Origin of the sequence: Streptomyces bugieae (genome assembly GCF_036352915.1) — a bacterium.
Classification (GTDB): Bacteria; Actinomycetota; Actinomycetes; order Streptomycetales; family Streptomycetaceae; genus Streptomyces; species Streptomyces endophytica.
In genome coordinates this window covers 117069-137282 of sequence record NZ_JAZBJP010000002.1, presented here as the reverse complement: position 1 = coordinate 137282, position 20214 = coordinate 117069, and the positions used below count along the sequence as shown (strand labels likewise).

At 70.9% G+C, this 20214-nt stretch carries 11 protein-coding genes and 1 pseudogene; 10 read left to right on the top strand and 2 right to left on the bottom strand.

The features are described 5' to 3' along the window. The first annotated feature begins 17 nt into the window (after positions 1–17). The 7 genes and pseudogenes from V2J85_RS05810 to V2J85_RS41605 form a co-directional block, all read left to right on the top strand. Positions 18–425, top strand: a complete 408-nt coding sequence (locus V2J85_RS05810; protein WP_330820814.1) for a WXG100 family type VII secretion target — start codon at positions 18–20, stop codon at positions 423–425. Positions 426–453: 28 nt separating this feature from the next. After that, on the top strand, positions 454–744 hold the full coding sequence (locus V2J85_RS05805; protein WP_261957958.1) for a WXG100 family type VII secretion target: 291 nt from the start codon (positions 454–456) through the stop codon (positions 742–744). Positions 745–937: 193 nt separating this feature from the next. Further along, positions 938–1414, top strand: a complete 477-nt coding sequence (locus V2J85_RS05800; protein ID WP_261957959.1) for a hypothetical protein — start codon at positions 938–940, stop codon at positions 1412–1414. Positions 1415–1632: 218 nt separating this feature from the next. After that, positions 1633–5088, top strand: coding sequence for a hypothetical protein (locus tag V2J85_RS05795; protein ID WP_330820813.1), 3456 nt, complete (start codon positions 1633–1635; stop codon positions 5086–5088). Between the two features lie 181 nt (positions 5089–5269). Next, on the top strand, positions 5270–5692 hold the full coding sequence (locus tag V2J85_RS05790; RefSeq protein ID WP_261957961.1) for a YbaB/EbfC family nucleoid-associated protein: 423 nt from the start codon (positions 5270–5272) through the stop codon (positions 5690–5692). A gap of 111 nt (positions 5693–5803) precedes the next feature. Further along, on the top strand, positions 5804–6172 hold the full coding sequence (locus V2J85_RS05785) for a WXG100 family type VII secretion target (RefSeq protein WP_261957962.1): 369 nt from the start codon (positions 5804–5806) through the stop codon (positions 6170–6172). Between the two features lie 10 nt (positions 6173–6182). Next, positions 6183–6533, top strand: a pseudogene (locus V2J85_RS41605) (WXG100 family type VII secretion target); the annotation flags it as partial. Here V2J85_RS41605 and V2J85_RS05780 read toward each other — a convergent pair. After that, positions 6477–7076, bottom strand: a complete 600-nt coding sequence (locus V2J85_RS05780; RefSeq protein WP_330820812.1) for a hypothetical protein — start codon at positions 7074–7076, stop codon at positions 6477–6479. The pseudogene V2J85_RS41605 and the gene V2J85_RS05780 sit on opposite strands and share 57 nt — an antisense overlap. Before the next feature lie 119 nt (positions 7077–7195). Then, the gene (locus V2J85_RS05775) at positions 7196–7888 is read right to left on the bottom strand and encodes a hypothetical protein (RefSeq protein WP_330820811.1); all 693 of its coding nucleotides are present in this window, start codon (positions 7886–7888) and stop codon (positions 7196–7198) included. A 796-nt stretch (positions 7889–8684) separates the two neighbouring features. On the opposite strand from V2J85_RS05775, the gene V2J85_RS05770 reads away from it, so the two are divergent. The 3 genes from V2J85_RS05770 to V2J85_RS05760 all read left to right on the top strand — a co-directional run bounded on the left by V2J85_RS05770 (position 8685) and on the right by V2J85_RS05760 (position 20034). Beyond that, positions 8685–17699, top strand: a complete 9015-nt coding sequence (locus V2J85_RS05770; protein ID WP_330820810.1) for a glycosyltransferase — start codon at positions 8685–8687, stop codon at positions 17697–17699. 108 nt (positions 17700–17807) lie between these two features. Next, positions 17808–18191, top strand: a complete 384-nt coding sequence (locus V2J85_RS05765; RefSeq protein ID WP_330820809.1) for a hypothetical protein — start codon at positions 17808–17810, stop codon at positions 18189–18191. A 793-nt stretch (positions 18192–18984) separates the two neighbouring features. After that, positions 18985–20034: a polyprenyl synthetase family protein gene (locus V2J85_RS05760; RefSeq protein WP_330821407.1), complete on the top strand. Its 1050-nt coding sequence runs from the start codon at positions 18985–18987 to the stop codon at positions 20032–20034. Positions 20035–20214: the final 180 nt, after the last annotated feature.

The following is a 20214-nucleotide window of genomic DNA, read 5'->3' as shown; positions in this document are numbered from 1 at the left end:
GCCAAGGGCCGTTCGTCGTGGCCCAGCATCGAAACGCACACCTACCCACCAGGCACGCCGTTGCAGGCGGAGCCGGCACACATGTGAGGAGTAACAAGGTGACCACACCCACCTCAGTGACAGTCGAAGGAATGCACGCAGCGCTGGGCGCCTTCCGGGAGGCGGACAGCACGGCGCGTGCACAGCTGTCCGCCATGACGGAGCAGGTGTCGGTGCTCACGCGCAACTGGACGGGTGACGCGGCCGCGCAGTTCGGCGGTGCGATGCACACGTGGCTGGAGGACTTCCAGACCGTGGTGTCCGCCTTGAACAGGATGGTGAACACCCTGGAGCAGAACACCGGTGTCTACCGCTCGACCCACGACAGCACCCACCAGGCCGCCAGCAGCGTGGCGTCGCGGATGCACGCCCCGCTCTCCCTCTAGTCGGCCCGGCCACCCCTCAGGAGCACACATGCCTACGTACACCGTCAACTTCGCTCAGGTCGAGCACGTCACCGAGGAGATGCGCACCATCTCCCGCAACATCAGCAACATGCTGGCATCGCTGGACTCCAGCGCCCGGCACCACCTCGCCGAGTGGACCAGTGAGGCCCAGACCGCCTACAACCAGAACAAGGTCAAGTGGGACAGCGCAGCGGCCGACATGGTCCAGCAGGCCACCAGCGCCGGGACCGCGCTGGAGGAGATCCGCGCCAGCTACGCGCAGGCCGAGGGCACCAACTCCAGCATGTGGAACGGGTGACATGGGGAGGGAGTTCCTCGGAAACAGTCAGGCCGGGTACACCGCGCCGTCGTCTGACTCCGGAGGCTCGCGTCCCGGCATTCAGGACTGGGATCCCGGACAGGTCACACTGCCGCCGGCCCGCACGGTGGAGGCGCAGGTGCCGACACCTCCCGCGGTTCCAGGAGCCAATCGGGGATCGGGTTCGACCTCGGTGGACACCCCCTCTCTCGACGTGGTCGCCCGCAACATCGAGAGTCTGAAGGCACCGGTGAAGGACGCGATGGACCGGCTGCGCCAGGTCAGGGTTGCGCCCGGCTCGTTCTACGACGCCGACCAGCTCAAGACCAAGACCGTAGGGGCCAACGCGGACGGTGGTCTGAAGAGCCAACTGGTCAAAGCGCTGTCGGACCTCTACAACGGCCTGACCGACGTGGGCGACGCCATGAGGACCCTGAGCAAGAACTACACGACGGCTGAGGAGGCCAACGGCATCAAGGCCGTTGACCTGCACAAGTCCATCGAGAGGGCGCAGGCGGACTTCGGCGCCATGCTCAAGGACACCGGCAGCGGACCCGCCGCCCCGGGTGGGGGTGACGGCTCGGGGCCTTCCACCGGAGGCTCGGGGCCTTCGACCGGAGGCTCGGCGCCTTCCACCAGCGGCTCGGCGCCTTCCACCGGGGCTGCCTGAGCCAGAGCACGGCTCGTTCGCCGAGCCAGGCCCGGTGTGCGGCACACCGGGCCACCTGGTCCGCCGGGGTCGGTTCCCCGGCGGACCTCTGCGGTGTCGTGGCGGAAGCCCTCCGCGGCGTCCGCTTCAGTTTCCGGACACGGGGTGATCAGCCTTCGGTTCACGTGGTCGGAGCAGTGTCATCCGGGAACCGAAGGCCGACTGGGAGCACGGAGCCGATGGCGGAGAACAAGAACGGATTCGACAAGGGAGATGACGGCGCGCTCTACGCCGCTCCGTCCCAGGCGAGTTCCGTCAACGACTACGACACCTGGGACTGGAAACAGATCGAGGCGGCCATCACCGGCGGCGCCGCCATGGCCGACTCCTCCGACCACAACCGTGCCAACGCCGTCTCCGATCCGGCCACGCTGGTGGACGCCGGCAACATCTTCTACCGGGTGCAGTTGGTGCTGGAGATGGTGTCGAAAAGCCTGGACGAGCAGGCCACCGCACTCGCCGGAGACAGCGGGCCGTGGCGCGGTGAGGCCGCGGAATCGTTCCTGGCAACCATGAAGACCTTCTCCCAACAGGTGTCCGCCATCGCCGGTGCGGTCTCCGGCGGTTCCTCCCGCCTCAACTCGGTACCGGACCAACTGGTGCGGAACGGAAACCAGTTGGCCGAGGCCCGGGCGAAGATCGCGGCCATCGACTCCTGGTACGCACAACAGGCCCAGATCCAGGGCGTCAAGGCGATGTCCAACGGGCTGATTCCGGTGAGCAAGAACCAGACCATCGTCAACATGATGACCCGGGACATGCGGGAGGTGCTCAAGAGCCTGGCGAGGCAGTATCAGTTCACCGTCGACGCGGTGCGCCCTCCGTCGAGCGTGACCCCTCCCGTCAAGTCCGCCTCGCCCCCGTCCCCGGCCAACGCACCCAAGATGCCGCTGGTCGGGCCGGGCGGAGTGCCGTCCGGCGGCGGAGCGGGGCTCCCGGCGGCCGCACCGTCGGAAGCCCCTCCCGTGCAGCCGTTCACGGCACCTGGCGTCGGTCCGTCGACCGCAGGGTTGCCCACGGATGCCTCGGCCCCGGCAGGCGGGGGTACGCCCCTGGGGTTCCCGGATGCTCCGCAGGTGGGTCCGGGTCCGGGCGTTGCGGGAATGCCCGCGCTGGACGGGCCGGGCGTTGCGGGGATGCCTGGGCTGGACCGTCCGGGCGTTGCGGGAATGCCCGCGCTGGACGGTCCGGGCATTGCCGGGATGCCGTCGTTGGACGGTCCTGGCGCCGGTAACACCGGGTCTGCGGGCGCTCCGGGTATCGACGCTGCTCCACCCGGGCTGCCGGCGATGGATGCCGCACCCCCCACGGGGGCGGACGCGCCCGTCCTCCCGTTCCCGGGTGCCCCGTTGGTGGGTTCGGGCCTTCCCGGGATGTCCGCACCGGGCGGCAACCGTGCGGGCAAGGACGCGGCGGCGGCCTCCTTCCCGGGTGTTCCGGGTGTGGGTTCCGCTCCGGGGATCGGTGCCCTGGACGGCTCGCCGGCCGGCGGCGCGGGTGCGCCCGCCGGGTTCCCGGGGATCCCAGGGGTCGGGGCGGACGCACCGGGGATCGGTGCGCTCGACGGCGGGCAGGCCGGGCAGGTGGGAACGCCCGCCGGGTTCCCGGGGGCCCCAGGGGTCGGGGCGGACGCACCGGGGATCGGTGCGCTCGACGGCGGGCGGGCCGGGCAGGTGGGAACGCCGGTGGGCTTCCCGGGGAGCACGGGCGTCGGGTCCGGCGTTCCCGGGGCCGGGGGCTCGGCGCCGTGGCTGAACCCCGCCCCCGCTCCGCTGCCGGTCGCGGGTGGGCACGGCGCCGGCGCCGCCCCCGGAGTGGCCCCCTTCGAAGGCTCGACGCATGTGGCCGGACCGGACACCGCCGGGCTGCCCGGTCACGGTGGCGCCTTGACCAAGACAGGGGGCCTCGGCGGCTCTGCCTTGGGAAACCCGGGCCACGTCACCGGGTCCGGCATCGGCGGGGTGGGGGAGGGAGCCGGTGGCGCCCACAGCGCGCACCCGACTGCCCCCCACAACCTGCACCCAACTGCCCCCCACGTCCCCTCGTTCCGACCCGACGAAGGTGCGGTGTCGGGTGGGGCCATGGGCGGCGGCACACCGGCCATGGGCTCGCAGATGCCGATGATGCCGCCGGGCATGGGGATGATGCCGCCCCACGGCAGGGCCGATGGCGAACGCTCCGACGCCTCCGGGCTGTTGACCCCCAGCGGGGCTCCTTGGGCCGACGAGTTGGACGCGGACCACGACGAGGAGATCGGTTCGCCCGACGGTGCCCCGTCGGGCGCGCAGACCGTCGGTGGGCAGTCCGAAGCCACCGGCACCACGCACTCCGCCGAGGAGTCGGTGACGGCGCCGGTTGCCACGGCGGGCGGCGCGCCCCTGCTGACGGGCGTCCCGGCGAGGGCCACCGAGGGTGACAGGTCCGAGGCCGCCGGCCTGCTGGAGGGAGCCACGGCTCCCTGGACCGCGGAGGGTTCGGCCGAAGAGCTGCCGTTGCGGCCGGAGGCCGGTGAGGGCGTGACAGCCGCCGAACCGGACGGGGTGGCGGAGCCCACCGCGGAAGGCGTCACCGCCACCGCCGCGGCCACGGAAGCGCCGGAGCCCGCCGCGGTCGACGCGGACGCGGAACAACCGGCCCAGGAGAGCGCGGTGTCCGCCGCCGCGACCGTGGCCGTCACCACTGCGGCAACGGCCACGGCAGCCGGTGTTGCGGCAACCGGTGTTGCGGCAACCGGAGTCGCGGCAGCCGCGACCGCGGCCCCTGCGACGCCCCGCCCCGCCGCGACCGCCCCCGCCGCGACCGCCGCGCAAGCGACCGTCAGGGTGCCCTCCGCAGCTGAAGCGACCGCTGAAGCCACCACCGCCCACCCCCCGAGGGCCGCCCAGGCCCCGCGTGCCGCCGCGGCGTCCGCCCCGGGTGCGGTCTCCGCTGCCGGGACCGCCGCCGTGACGGCCACGAGCACCCCCAATCCGCGGGCGTCGACCGCAGCGGAGCCCGCACCTCGTCACCCCGTGACATCCGGCAACCCGCCCCTGCCCAGGAAGGCTGGTACGGCGGGCGCCTCGGCATCCGATCCGGCAGCACACGGCGAGGTGGACGAGCGAGGCGACGGGCGCACGCCCGGCGTGGGCCGGCCCGACCGGGTGCCCCTGCCCTCCTCGACGGTCTCGACCGAGGACGTCGTGGCCTGGGGTGCCACGGCTTCCACCTCCCTCGCGCCGTTGCTGGCGCGGTCGCTCGGCCGTCGCGGCCGGGGCGAACGGGCGGACGGTCAGGCTCCTTCCACCGCATCCTCCGACGGGAACCCGCTCGGGACCGATGCGCGGAGCGCCGAGGCCGCCGAGACCGACGCCGCCGCCGGTTGTGGGCTGCCCAGCTGGCGCCGGTCCCCGGTCACCGGCGGGGATCGCGGCGCGGCCGCCGAGCCGCCTCCGCTCCGCTCGGGCTCCTGGCTCGGCGACGAGGAAGAGGACGAGGAAGAGGACGAGGCCCGCGCGGAGAAGGCGCCCGGTTCGGCCGAGCCGCCCTCCACGGACGGCGACGACCCGGAGTCCGGAAGGATCGCGGAGCTGCTCGCCAGGAGTGCGATGCCGTGGGGCACGAAGGACGGTGACATCCCCGGCATCATCGACTGAGCTCGTGCCCGGCCAATGGGTACGCCAGGGCAAAGCTGGAGGTACGGACGGCCACAGACCTGCCGACTCGGGGCCCGGCCACGCTTGATCGGCTTGGCTTGACCCGCACAGGAACCTGACCGGCCCGCGCCCGCCGCCCGCGGTGGGCGCGGTAGCCGGTGGCAACGGGAGAGGAGTCGGCGTGGCGAGCCCGTACGACGAGCGGATCGAAGAGCTCTTGGAGGAGTACCGCAGGCAGCGGCAGGAGGCCGGTGAACTCCAGCAGCGGCTCCGTGAGATCTCCGCGACCGGGACGGCGCCCCGGCAGACCGTCAAGGTCACCGTGGGGGCGCAGGGCGAGCTGACCGGTGTGGAGTTCCCCACCGGTGCCTATCGCAGGATGGCTCCCGCCGAGCTGACCGAGGCGATCCTCGGTGCCGCCCGGTCGGCCAGGGAAGAGGCGCTGGCTCAGGCAGGGGAGCTGATGGCCGCCCGTCTTCCGGCGGAGATCCCGGCGGCCGAATTCCTCGAGGGCACCGCCGACCTGACGGCGCTGTTGCCGGAGCAGCCGTCCATGCCGGAGGCGGTACGGGCCTATGTCGAGCAGGGCCGGTCGCCGGAGTGACCGAAAGCTCCAGCCGGCCGGGACCGCCACCGTACGGCGCCGAGCGGTACGGCGTACCGCTCCGGCCACACCACCCAACCCACCGCATGACGACGCGACATGGAGGAACTGATGGACAGTGAGCTTTCGGTGGACACCGACGGCCTCGAAGGGGCCGTCCCCCACATCCGCGAGATCGCCGGCCGGGCGGAGAGCGTCCTCAAGAACCTGGAAGGGGAGCTCAAGGGCGTCGGCAAAGGGTGGGACGACCCCATGGGGCGTGCCTTCGTCGAGGGGTACCAGGGCCCGGCCGAGACCCTCCAGCGCGGCCTCGCGGACATCTCGCACGTGGTGACCAGCACCGCCGATGGGGTGCACACCATGGGCAAGAGCTTCGCGAACACGGAGTACGACGTCCTGGACGCGATCCGCACCCACGGTGTGCCCCGGGAGACCGGTCACCCGAGCGTGCGTTCCACACCGTCGCGCGGCCGCGGCTGACGGGCTTTCCATGGGCATCCAGATCCCCCCGGAAATCGCCTGGGCCGTTTCGTGGGCGGCCGGTGGGGACTGGCCCAAGCCGGACGAGGACCACGTCAGAGCGATCGGCGCCGTGTGGAAGGGCGCCGCCACCGAGCTCGACCGCGTCGCCGCCGAAGTCGATCCGGTGACGGCCCGCGTGCTCGGCAGCGTGAAGGGTGCCGCCGCGACGGCGTTCAGCTCGTTCATGTCGCGCCTTCGGCAGAGCATCCCCTCGATGGCCGGTGCCGCCGACGACATCGGCACCATGAGCGTCAACACCGCCCTACAGGTCGAGTACGCCAAGTACATGATCCTGGCGCAGAGCGCATGGCTGGCCGCCGAGATCGTCGCCCTGGCGAGCTCCTTCTACGGTTCCGCGCTGATTCCGGCGCAGATCACCGCCGTCCGGATCAACGTCCAACTCATCCTGCGGCGGGCCTTCAACGCGGTGGTCAGCGCGGCGGTTACCCAGGCGGCGATGGACGCCGCGGTGCAGGGCATCCAGTTCCTCAAGGGCGACCGCACCGAGTGGGACGCGAAGGGCACCGCCCTCGGCGCGGCGATGGGCGCCATGGGCGGCGCCATCGGAATGCCGATCTCCCTCGCCGGAAACGCGCTCGCCCCCAAGTTCGCCAACAGTATCGTCGGTCACGCCGTGACCGGTGCGGTGTCCGGTGTGGCGGTGGGCGCGGCGGCCAACGCGGCGTTCGACGCGGGTCAGGACCTCGGCATGGCCGCCGGCGCCGGTGCGATCGGCGGCGCGGCCGGATGGCGCCACCGACCGGGCGGGACCTCCCCTGCCGGCATCGAGAATGTTGAAGGAGTGCCCGAGGCACCCAAGCTCTCCCAGGACGTCACCGGTGAGGTCGGGACCTCGGGACACACGGCGGACGGTGCGTCGACCGGACACCCCTCGGACGAGCCCGTGGCGACCGAGGCGGCGCCGCAGGCCGACGCCGCATCGACGACCGGAACGGCACCGGCCGGCGGAACCGAATCCCCTCAGGGCGAACGGCAGTCGGCCGAGGCGCCGTCCACCGCGTCGCAGCCGACACGGACCGAGCCGGGAGGCGAGGCGCCGGTGTCGGGGAGCGCACAGGCCCCGGACGCCGCCGGTACCCACGCCCCGGAGACGGAGCGCGCGCAGACCACGCAGGACACGCGAGCGGCCACTTCGACGGCCCCTCCGGCCACCATGCCGCTGACCCTCGACGGTGGGGCCGGCACCACCGGACGCACCACGCCGACCGCGTCCGCGGACACGCCGGCCCGGAGCGCGATGACGAGCGGGGAAGGCCACGGCAACAGCGGGTCGCAGCAGCCCGACGAGACCACGACGGCCACCGCACCGCGGCCTGGGACACGCGCCGCCACCAGCCCGGAGTCCGCCTCGCAGACCGCCTCGCAGACCACCTCCGGCTCTGGAGGCATCGAAACGGAGCGGGGGGCCGCGACCACCGCCCCGGCCGCCGCGACCCGGGCGTCCGGCCCGGCGACGGACCAGCCGGAGCAGCACGCCGCCGCGACCGCCCCGGCTGCCTCGGTCGTTCCGACGACGTCCCCGGGACATGCGGAGACCCCCGCCACCGTCGGCTCCCACGCGGTCACCCCCGGCACGCCGGAGCACCAGGCGCCGACGACCGCCCCGCTCACCTCCGCCGCGTCGACGTCGTCGGCGACGGTGGAGGCCTCCACGGCGGGGACGGCATCCTCGTCCCCGGTGGCCTCCCACTCCGTCCCGCACAGCGTGCCGGAGCACGCGACGGGCCTGCCGGGGATGGACCCTGCCGCCAAGCCGGCGGAGCAGCCCGCTTCCCCGCACCTCGCGGACACCGTCGTCGCGTCGGGCACGCACGCGGTCGAGCACGGTCCGTCCCCAGTGGCCCCAGTGTCTGAATCCCCGTCAGCCACTCAGGTCGAGCACGGTCCGTCCCTGGCGCCCGAACCCCCGTCAATCACCCAGGTCGAGCACGGTCCGTCCCCAGCGCCTGAACCCCCGTCAATCACCCAGGTCGGGCACGGCCCGTCCCTGGCGCCCGAACCCCCGTCAGCCACCCATACCGACCCGGTCACCGTGCTGCCCGCCGCACACCAGTCGGGCAATGCTGCCGGGGAACCTCCGCACCCCGGACTGCCCGGTCTGGAAGCCAAGGGCCTGCCGACGCAGGTGACGCAGCCCGAGAGGGTAGCGACGCAAGCGGTGCGTGCGGTGGCCGAACCCCCGGTGGGCGGGACACCGGTGCGCCTCAGCTCGGCGGGACCGGACGCGGCCAGATCGCTTCCCACGGTGGCCGCCCACGACCCGGCGGCACACAGCCCCCTCCGCACCGCCGGTGGCCCCCCTCGAACCGGGGAGCCCGCCACCGCCTCGCACGGGGCCACCACCAACGCGGCATCAGAGCCACGGACGACCACGTCCGCCGCTTCGCCCCCGCAGCCCACGCACCCCGGGTCCGCGGCCGAGCCCGTGCGGCACGCCGTGCCGCGGCCCGTGTCCGGCGAGCCCGGCACGGAGGGTTCCGCCGCGCATGCGCACACCTCCGCCGATTCCAACGGGCAGCCGGTGCACGGCGATCCGCCGCAGGGCCCGCACCACGACGACCGCCGGGATCCGCCGGACGGCGGCGGCGATCCGCACACCCCGCACCCTCGGTCGGACGACGCCACCGCGGCACACCCGTCGTCCGCCCGTGTCCCCGAGTACATCCCGGCACCGGACCACGCTCAGGCATCACCGGAGCAGCAGCGTCACTGGGAGCAGGCGCAGCGGGAGCTGCACGGGGCCTACGACGCGCACCTCACCGAGGCGGTCAGGGTGGCGGGCGAGCAGGCCGAGGTACGGGAACGCCTCGACACGGCGTTCACGCAGTGGTCGGCACGACTGCCGGAACACAGCCCGGAGGAGTTCGCCGTCGCGGTCCGGCGCCGCGCCGAGGAGGTGGTGCAGGCCGAGCTGGCAGCCGAGCCGGAATCCCGTGAGCGGATCCTCGGTGACCTGCACGGACGGCTGGAACTGGCCGCCGTCCGGGAGGCAGCCGTGCGCGTCGGCATGGAGCGCTTCGAGCGGACCGTCGACGTCGCGTCCCGACAGCTGACGGCCCCGGGGGAGGAGGCCGGGCCACAGCCGGCCCTGTCCCGCGAGATGGTCGGCCGGGCGCGCGAGCACCTGTCCGGGGTGTTCCGGGACAGGGTGGAGAAGGCGGTCGCCGAGGCGTACCGGACCCCCGATGACGTGGGGGAGGCCCTTCCGGAGCGGACAGTGCGGGGTGAGCGGGCACTGGACGGGCTCACCGCCGCCCTCCCCAGGGACCTGGACCTGCGGGTCGGGTTCGAGACGGCGTTGGACAGCGCCGACCGTGCGGTCGCGCACACCGCCGGGACCTGGCGCAGCGGTCTCGACGCCGCCGGCGAGAGGCGGCTGGAGCAGACGGGTGTGGCGGCGGACGCCGGGGTGTCACAGGAGAGTCGGCGACTGTTGCGGACGACGCTGCGGGAGCAGGTCGAGTCGGACTTCACGGCGGTGTTCTCCTCGGTCGACTCGGCGGCCGACTTCCATGGCTCCCCGCAGGGCGCCGTGGCGGACTTCAACGGCCGCTTCGAGCAGCGCATGCAGGAGCTTCCGCGCCAGTTCGCCGGCCAGGCGGCCCGGGAAGCCGCCATCCGCACGGTGCTGGACACCGTTCATGAGGCGGCCGGGGTCTGGCACGAGCAGGGCCTGCCCCGGTTCGACAAGGCCACGGCCGAGACGTTCGGTCTTTCCGGCCCGGTGCCGGAACACCTCGCCGACCGGGTCGCCGCCGAGATGGCGCGCGGGGTCGACGGGCGACTTCTGCGTACCCGCGACGCCGAGATGGACACGTGGGGTTCGACGTTCGGACAACTCACCGCATCCGACCGCATCCACGACCTGCTCGCCCTCCACTCCGCCCGCGAGCACGGCTTCCGCGCCGCAGAGGGGCAGGCTCACGAGCGCGTCGCCGCCTGGCGTGAGGGCCACCTCCTCTCCGACGACGCCGCGGAACGGGTCCGCGAGGGACACTCGGAGCGGGTACGCGCAGCCTTCGACGAGTTGTTCCCCACGCCTGACGCGCTCCGAGGCGACGGAGTGGCGCAACGGCTCCAGCGGTGGCGCGAGACCCGCCAAGCCCTCGACGACGACCTCGCGGTCCACCTGGCCTTCGAGTCCGAGGTCATGCCCGCGCTGGAAGGCGCGGCCCGCGGTTTCGACGCCCTCGCCGCCGACAAGGGACCCCTTCCCTTCGCCGAGCTCTCCGGCCTCAAGGAACGCTACGGAGAGGAGTGGTTCACCGCGTACCGCGAGCACTGGGGCCCGGAACGCCTCGACGCCGACAAGTGGCTCGCCCACGAGGCCGCGCACGAGAACACCTTCAGGGTGGCGGACGGTGACGAACCCGCCGAACACGGGAGCGCGCAGCGCCCTTCGCCGCTCGACAGCGGGCTTGCCCTCATCGGCGGCCAACCGGAGCGCACAGGGGACGCCCACCGGCCCGGGCACGAGGCGTTCGACCAGCCGGGCGGCGTCGATCGGGTCGCGGGCGACACGGTGCCCTCGCACTCCCTCGACCGCTGGTCCACTTCGCGCGCGTTCGAACATCCCGGCGCCCAAGAGCCGAGCACCGTCGACGGCAAGCCGGTCGGCGACCGTGTCCCCAACCCCCACCACCAACCGCTGACCGCGGAAGAACAGGCCACGCACCGGCCCCAACCCGGCCCGCCGGAGCAGCCGGCCGCCCTTGCTCCCGTCGCGCCAGGTGGCAGGGTGGCTGATTTCGCCGCGCCTGACACCTGGAAACACCGCAGCGACGAAGCGCCTTCTGCGCTACTGCGCAGTGAGCGCTTCGACCCGGCCAGCAACCCTCTGGACCCGAGCCGCTTCCCCGGCACCCTTTCCGGTGCCCAAACCCTCATTCGCGCCGAGGTCCGCCGCATCCAGGCCGACAACGGCACCTGGGTCCGCGACCACACCGTCGTCCTTCCCCTCCGCCTGGACCACACCGTCACCCCACACGACCTCACCACGCTCAACACCCGGCTTCGGGAATCCCTCGACGCACACGTCAACACCGGCTACGCGCTTCCGCGCTCCGGAGACCAACTCCACGTCACCCTCGACCTGGTCCACGACGACCACCACCCCGAGCACGTCGTCCTCTCCCGCACCCCCACCCCCACCGGCATCGACCAACGCCACTGGTACCTCCCCCAAGACGGAAACGACACCGCCCCCCTACCGAAATTCATCCACGAAGTCCTCCACTACCTCGGTCTGCCGGACGAATACCTCAAGGAGAATTTCCTCTTCCGCCTCGACGAGGAACGTCCAGCCGTACATTCCGATGCCGCCCTCATGGTGCAGGCCGACCGGTTCACACCACTGCCCGAGCGCTACCTCACCGTCATCGAAAACACCGTCGACGCAAACACCGTCCTCCGCGACCACCCCCTCACCCCCCGAGTCGAGAACGACCCGGTCCAGCGCGACCACGACCCTGCTACCGACCCGATCACCGACCGCTGGCCCACGTCACGCTCGCCCGGTCCCGAGGAGAACACGGGGGGTGACTCCGGTACGCCGGAAACTGCGGGGATCGGTATCCGAAAAGATCCCTTCGGCGGGTGGCGGCTTGACGATGGGACACCGCTGACTGTCGATGATCGCTCTGGGCTGACGTCGTTCGTGGAGAAGGCGCTCCAGGCGGATGCGCCGACCGGGGAGCGGCTCAAGGCGCGGATACTCCTTCAGCGATTGGAGCAACTGAGCCTCGGCAGGCACCCCACCGACCCCGTTCTTGAGCGGATCAGCCAGGAGCAGCGGACCGCGCTCGGCGAGGTTCACCAGGAGGTTCGGCAACACTACGAGCGTGCCTTGGCCTCGGCTTCGCCGATGTCCGACGGTGTACTCGTGCCCAAGAAGGTGCACTTCGTGTGGTTCGGCAAGCCGATGAGTCACCATGGCATGGCCAACGTGCTGCGGTGGGCGGACCACATATCTCGGGCCAACGAGAAGTTGCCTCCGGGGAAACAGTGGGAGCTGAACCTGTGGACCGACCCCAAGTACAACGCCAAGGGGGCGAAAAAGGCCTGGCAGACGGATATGGAAAGGCTGCGCAAGGCCGGCGTCACGGTGCATACCGACACGGCTGAGAAAGTGGCGGGGGCGGCGGGCAGTGTGCAGGAGAGACACCGGCAGCTCGACCCCGATGCCAGCCGAGGACCGACCGGGCTGCCTGACCTGGGTCAGATCTATCGCACCGGTTTGAAGCAGGGAGCGTTCAACCTGGGCTCCGACATTGCTCGGTACGCAGTGCTCGCCGAGCAGGGAGGGGTGTACGCGGATGTGGACCTCGGCCCCGGCCAGGTGTCGTTCGAGACGATGCCGGACATCCGGTTGCGGCCGGATGATGTGCCACTGCTCAGCCCGGGGTTGCGTGATCTGAGCTCCCTCCTGAAGGAGTTGCGAGATCTGGGCCTGCGAGCACAGTCGGGTTCGACTGATTCAGGCGGACCTATCACTCAGGAAGAGCTGTTGGCCGCAGCGAAGAGCCGCTACGAGAAGGGTCACCTGGGAAACCACTTCATTGTTGCACCACCTAACTCCGACTTCATCAATTTGCTCAATGAGAAGATCCCCCAGAAGTTCCAGGAAATCAGCGAGAATTCGTCGAGGAGTGGCCCTGACCTGACCCGGGAAGCGGCGGCGATCTCCGGTCCGGGCCTCATCCATTTCATCCGCCAGAATCAGAGCGGCTCGGCGCTGGGGGAGTACGTGGAGGAAAAGCTCGGTCTGTGGAACGCAGGGACCGCCACAGAGTGGCAGACGCCGCCCGGACTCCGCAGCCGAGATCTGGTCGCCCTGTTCGATCCGCAACTACTCACGAAATGGGCGGGATTGGAATGGGTCACGGCAGAGAGCGCCTATCAACTTGATCCAGTGCATCAGCCAGTCCCCGCTGACGCTCCAACGACGTCAACATCGGGCGCGCTCCCGACCGCTGATCTCGGCACTGTGCCGACCGCTATCCGCGGCGCCGCGGATAGCGAGATCATCGACAGATGGCGGACTGAGTCGGCGCTGCCGCGGATTCGGCGCTCCGACACTCTGCGGCGCGTGGATACGGCCGTCGACGAGTGGGCGAACGGCGGCCGGCGGCTGCGTGGTGATCACGAAACCAACCAGCGGCAGTTGGGGGCCATCCTCGATGCCCTGGAAGCGTGGAAGTCGAGCAAGAACGGGCCCAGTAGCCGTGCCGAGGCGGTCGGCCGCCTCACCGCACACGTCCAGTCCGAGTTGCGCGATCTCCAGCAGCGCATCGCCGAGCAGGCACCGGCGGAGGAGCCGTCCGGCCAGCAGCGCGGCGGCACCGACGCCCCTCCGCACGCCGCCCCGGATCCCGACGCCGGGTCACCGCCCGACGAGGCCGACCGCTGGCCGACCTCTCGCGCGCCGGACGGCAGCCCTCAGGGGGAGTCGTTGCACGCGACCGCTGAGATCGCCTTCCGGGAGGGTTCGACGCGACTGCCCAACGACAGAGACCAACTGGCCAAGATCGAGGACTTCTCGGCTTCGGTCGCCGCCGAAGCGGTGCGGCGGGTCACCCACGACGAGAAGCCGCTCCGGGTTTACGTCGAAGGAGGCACGAACGGCAGCAGATGGGCGTCGTTGCGCGGAACATCGACCAGAGCCGACTCCGGGTTGGAGCGTGCTCGGGCGGTGTGGAACGTGCTGCGCAGCCAATTGAACGAAGAAATCTCCCGGCTGTGGAGCGGAGATCCGGACATCCTGACCGGCACTTCCCTGCTCCAGGCTCCCAGGTCCCGGGGCCAGGGCGAGTCCGCCGCCCCGTTCCCCGAGCCGCCCGCGGAGTCGCTGACCCCCGCGCAGGCCCGTGCGGCCCGTCGTACGGTCCGGATCTGGGCGGCGGCCGACGGGCCCGCACGCGTACTGCGGTTGCTGGCGCACGACCGGACGCAACTCGATGTCGACCGGCGCGAGGCGCTCGTCGACTACGTCGACGAGTCCGCGAGGCGTGGCCAAGACGCCAGAGCCCGACTTCTGCTGCGCCGATTGGAGCTTCAGAACCTTCACGTACTGCGCGGTGAGCTCGACTCGCGCTACGCGGAGCGGGTTGCCGAGATCGCCCCGTCCGTCGGTGCGCCCGCCCCGGTGCCCAAGGACATTCACTTCTTCTGGATTGGAGAGGAGCCCAGGCCGGCGGCGTTGAACAACCTTGAGGCGTGGGCACGATCGGCCGGGGACACATGGCAACAGCACCTGTGGACCGACGCGACCTACGCCGAGTGGAGCGGCGAGGTACGCGCCCGTCTTGAGCGGATCGTCACCGTCCACCAGGATTCGCCTGATGCCCTGCGTTTGGCGGACCGGCCCCGAGTGCTGGAGGTCTACGAGACCGCTGTGGCGAATGGGGCTTACAACCTGGCCTCCGACATCGCGCGCTACGCGATCCTTGAGCAGACCGGCGGGGTCTACGCCGACGTGGACCTGCATCCGGGAACCGTGGATCTGTCCTCGATGGCAGAGATCACCATGCGTTCGGAGGATCTTCCCCTGCTCGCCCCGCGTGTGCGAGACATGGTCAGCGTCGCCGACGCGCTGGCCGCGGCAGGGGTGGCCGCTCCCGCCGACCGGAACGAGCAAGTCGATCTGGCGGCGCGGCTTCGGTGGGACGCGGGAGTCCTCGGCAACCACCTCATCGTCGCGCCACCGGAATCGGAGTTCATCACCTCGCTCTTGGATGCGATTCCCAAGAACTTCGCCGCCCTGCGGGAGCACATGGCCGTGTCCTTCGCGGATGCGTCGCAGCTCCCCGAGGTGCTGAAGAACCTGGCACCGCAGATCAGTGGCCCCGGCATGATCGAGGACCGGATCCCCGGAGGCGAAAACTTCACTCCGCTGCAACGGTTCGCCATGAAGGCGGGTGCGGAGGGTGTTGCCGATTTCGATGGCTCCTCCTATCCGACATTCCAGCGGAAAGAGGCCATAGCGCTGTTCTCCCCCCGCGCGCTGGAGGCTTTCCAGGGAATCCGCTGGGTCACTGCGGAAAGCGAGCGCCAGCTGGACAGGCCGGCGGTCGAGCAGTCGGCGGCAGGACCTTCGGTCGGTATGGCGCCACGCCGTGTTCCCGAAGGCTCGTCCGACGCTCCGGCGCTGTCCCGTCCGGCCCGCCAGGTGCCCCTTCCCGCCGACCCATCGACCTGGGTGGAGCGTCGGACGGATCTGCCGGAGGGATACGTCGGGCGTCTCCGTGTCGAGAGGTTCGACCCGGCCGTCGACGCCATGAGTCGCCTTCGTGCTCCGGGCACGCTGGCCGGCTCGCAGACCCTGATGCGTGCCGAGGTCTCCCTTGTCCAGGCCGAGAACCACACCTGGGTGCGCGATCACGTCGTGACGCTCCCCGTCCGCCTGGCCGGCAGTGGTTTGTCCGAGCGCGATCTGGCCGGCCTTCAGGCAGGCATCCAAGGGGCGCTGGACGAGCACATCAACGCAGTCGGCTACGCGCTGCCGCGTTCCGGTGACCAGTTCCATGTCGAACTGCGGCTGGTCCATGACGACGATCACCCCGAGCATGTGATCGTGAGCCGGTCCGACAGCCCTGGCCGTTCCGACCAGCGGCACTGGAACCTCGGGCCGCCCACCGAGGACCACAGGTATCTGCCGGTGGTGTTCCACGAGGTCTTCCACTACCTGGGCCTGCCCGACGAGTACCGGGACCCGGAGTTCCTCTTCCGCCGGAACGCGGACAGCGTGGCCGTCCACACCGATGGCCTCATGGCCGGCACCGCGCACCTGGCGCCGCTACCGGAGCGCTATCTGGCCGCCATCGAGGACACCGTCGACGCCAGCGTCGTTCTGCACGGCTACGCACTGCGGGATCCGGCCGCCGACCGTGACCGGTCGGGGGCCGGAGACTCCACTCACCACGACGGATGGCTGAACGCCGTGGACTGGGAGAGCGAACGATGGGATACCGCGTCTTCGCCGCGGCCGGACGGAGATGACGCCACCCACTCGGCAGTCCCGGTGACGGCTCAGGGTCCGGCCCCCGGACCGTCGGCCGGCGAGACCCCTGCGCTCCCCACATCGGTGCCGGTTCCGTTCGCCGAGGGGTCGAAGACGGTGGAGGGTGCCGGGAAGCAGGCGATCGACCAACTGGCCCACGTGTTGGCCGAGCAGGGGCTGGAGAGTTGGCGGAGTGGTCGTGCGCTGCCTGAGGTAGAGGTCGTCGGCCACGGCAACGGCAAGAGGATGGGCGGGTCCGAGGGCGAGTCGCAGGCGCTGCGTACCGGCGCTCAGCGGGCTCAGGCTACTGCGGAGGCCTTGCGAGCGGCACTGCCGGAGAGTCTGCTGGCCAGGCAGCCGGATGACGGCCCACGGCTGCTTGCCCGGCGGTTCATGATGGTGGAGCGGTCGGCCGGTTCGCAGGTGGCGCAGGAAGACGGTGCCGGGCAGGCGCGGACTCTGCGGCGGCGCGCGGTGGTTTCGATCGATTACGACCCTCGCCAGGTGGTCCTTGCCGACGCCGGTGAGCGTCGGGAGCCGGTGCCGCGCGCGGTGCATCTCGTGTGGCTGGGCGCCGAGTTGACTCCGGCGGCGAGGGCGAATGTCGAGGAGTGGATCGGCCGGACACCGGACGCCGGCTGGCAGCTGAATATGTGGGCCGATTCGGGATCCCGGCATGCCAACAGTGAGTTCTTCGAAGGGATTCGCGAGCGTGGTGCCCTGATACGGGAGGTGGATGAAGGGCTGTTCACCGCTGCGGACCGGCATTCCGGCGAAAGGTCGATCCCCGGGGGCGACAACGCGCTCGCGCTGTTCGACCTCGCGGTCCGACGCGGGGCTCACGCCATGGCTTCGGACATCGCTCGTTATGCGCTGCTCTACCGGGAAGGAGGTGTCTATCTGGACGTGGACCTGGCCCCGGGACACGTTCAGTTGCCGACCGACGGTCTGGCCATGTCGTCCGACAGCGTCCCCTTCTTCCCGCCGGCGATCCGTGACCGAAAGCATTTCGACTGGCTTTTGGATCAGATCGACCGCGAGCGGCAGCAGGAGGGCTTCCCTGTTGTGGAACGGCATCGGGAGGGCCTGCGGGAGGTCATTGAGAAGCAGTACTCTCTCGGCGAACTCGGCAACAATCTCATCGTTGCTCCCCCGGCCTCGTCGTTCCTCAGGCAGGTGCTGACGAATCTGCCCAATGGCCGTGAGCCAGGTCCCGACCTTTTGAGCAAGGACCTGAAAAAGGACGCCGCGAGCGTGACCGGGCCGTGGCTGATCAAGCGCCAGATCGAAGCGGTACTGCGGGAATCGGGCCAATGGCCGGGAAACGCGCGGTGGGGCGAGGCTTTCGGCTCCGGTCGTCTGCGATTCGACGAGGGACAGCGCGCCCTGTGGGACGGCCTGGGATGGCTCACCGAGGAGAGTGAGCGCCAGGAGACCCACCAGCCGGACGAGCCGGCGGTCGAGTAGCCGGCGGCATGACCTTCGGTCGGCACGGCGCCACTTCAGGGTCTCGAAGGCCCGTCCAGCGTCCTGCCGCGGGCGGCCTCCCCTCACCACGACGAACGGTCGAGCGCCGTGGACGTGCCGCGGACGCACGGCCCCGCAGCGTCCACCGTCCCGCACCGCGGCTGGAACCACGCGACCCGCTTCGTGGTCCCATCCGCCTTCGACGTCCGTTCGTTCCGCGTCGGCGACACACCGGTCACCGACCTGACCGTGCGCATCGCCTCCCCGACCGCCGCCACGCACGACACCGACGCGGTCGGGCAACTGGTCAAGCCGGGGGTCGAGGAGTTCTTCAACCGCCCCGTCCACCACCTGCCGGACAGCAGCCGCCTGCATGTGACGGAGGAACGCGTGACGGCCGACCAGGATCCGCATCCGACGGTCGACATAGTGGGGCACGACCGGTTCATGGACCAGCGGAACCGGTGGCCGGACGCCCAGCCGATCGCCTGAGCTGGGCCACTTCTTGCACTACGCCAACGCCCGTGCCCTGGACCACGATCGGGCCTTCACGGAGTTCGCCGGCCGCAGCGGGCAGGACGGCGACGCCGTATCCCATCAGTCGCTCGCCCATGGCGTGAGCGCCTACGCCGCCGGCAACCCCCGCGAGTTCGTAGCCGAGGTCTTCACCGGGCTGGTGTACGGGAAGCCGTTCTCGCCCGAGATCATGCGGATGTACCACGGGCTCGGGGGCCCCACCCCGACTCCGAACAGGGCACCGTCCGCCGCGCCGCCCCCCACCGTGGACGGCCCCGCGATCGCCCCCCCGCGCGCCACGGCCCCCTGCCGTGCCGCGCTCTTCCCAGCACAGCAGTGCAGCCGAGCTCGGCGATGGGCCGGAGTCGGCGTCAGGGGATGCCGAGGAGGCCGACTCGTTTCGTAATCCTTCGGTAGCGCCCGTCATCCATCGCGGCCCGTTCTCCACCTAATGTGGCCGCACAAGGGTCGTGCGACCGGGTCCCGTACGACGGAGCGCGCCGGCCGGAGTCCGCTCACACCGCGCCGGACTGCGAGTTCGACCCGACCGCCCCGGGATCGCCGCCACTGTTGCCGATGACCGTGGCGCCGCACGATGTCCGCTCCCGTGCGAAGCCGCCGATGTCCCCGCGGCACGGACGAAGGATCACCCCGTGGCTCCAGCGGCGGGACCGCATCGCGGACAAGATGGGACCCGCAGGACACGCACGTGCCGTGCCACGACCGTGTCCCGTGTGCGAGGTCCCCACACGAAAGGACACACCCGATGATGACGCCTGCCACCGCGCCCCAGACCGCCGCGTCGCAGACCCTGGCCCGCTGCCGCGAGTTGGTGCAACCGGCGCTTGTGGAGGCCGTGGAGCGTCTCCACCCGTGGCTGGCCGACATGGCAGCCCACTCTCTCGGATGGACCAGGACGCAAGACGGCTTCGTCCCCGGCTCCCAGGGCAAGGGGGTGCGCCAGGCACTCACGGTGCTCTGCGCGGAGGCCGCCGGAGCGCCTGCGGAGTGCGCCGTCGCCGGTGCGGTCACCGTGGAGTTGGTCCACACCTTCTCCCTCGTGCACGACGACATCATGGACGGCGATGAGACCCGTCGGCAGCGGGAGAGCACATGGAAGGCCTACGGTGCCGGACCCGCGGTCCTGGCAGGTGACGCGATGTGCGCCCTCGCCGCGCAGATCCTCTGCGATTCCCCCGCGGCACAAGGCGGAGCAGCAGTGCGGCACCTGGCCGATGCCTTGAACGACATGGCGCGGGGGCAGGCCGACGACCTCTTCTTCGAGTTCCGTCCATGGACGGGCCCGGACGCGGTCCGGGTGCACGAGTACCGGTCAATGGCCGAGCACAAGACGGGTGCTCTGCTCGGGTGTGCCACCGGTCTGGGCGCCGTGCTCGCCGGCGCACCGGCCGCGACCGTCGCAGGCCTTACGCGAGCCGGCCGGCATCTCGGGGTGGCCTTCCAAGCCGTTGACGACCTGTTGGGCATCTGGGGAGATCCGCAAGACACCGGCAAACCGGTATACAACGATCTGCGACGGCTGAAGAAGACCTACCCTGTCCTGGCGGCGCTGGCCTCGGACACCCTGGCCGCACGGCAGCTCGTATGGATTCTCGAATCGGGCGGGACACTGGACGACGCCGGCGCCGGTCACGCCGCCGATCTCGTCGAGCAGGCGGGCGGGCGCTCCGCCACCCGGGCCGAAGCCCAGCAGCACCTCGACCGGGCCCACGACTGCCTGACAGCGCTCGACCTGGAGCCGACGGCATGCGACGAGATCCGCGCACTGCTGCCCTTCCTCATCCATCGCAGAGCGTGACGGGCGGGGACGCGGAATGCACCGACGCTGTTCGACCAGCGGACACTCCGGACCGTCGAGAGCGCTTCCAGGAATAATGCCCACCGGGCGGAACGTCCTGTCAAGTGATCGCCCGTCGCTTCTCAGCCAATGGCTGATGACAGGTGGACTGATGACTGATGCCGAGGGTTGGAGCGTTGG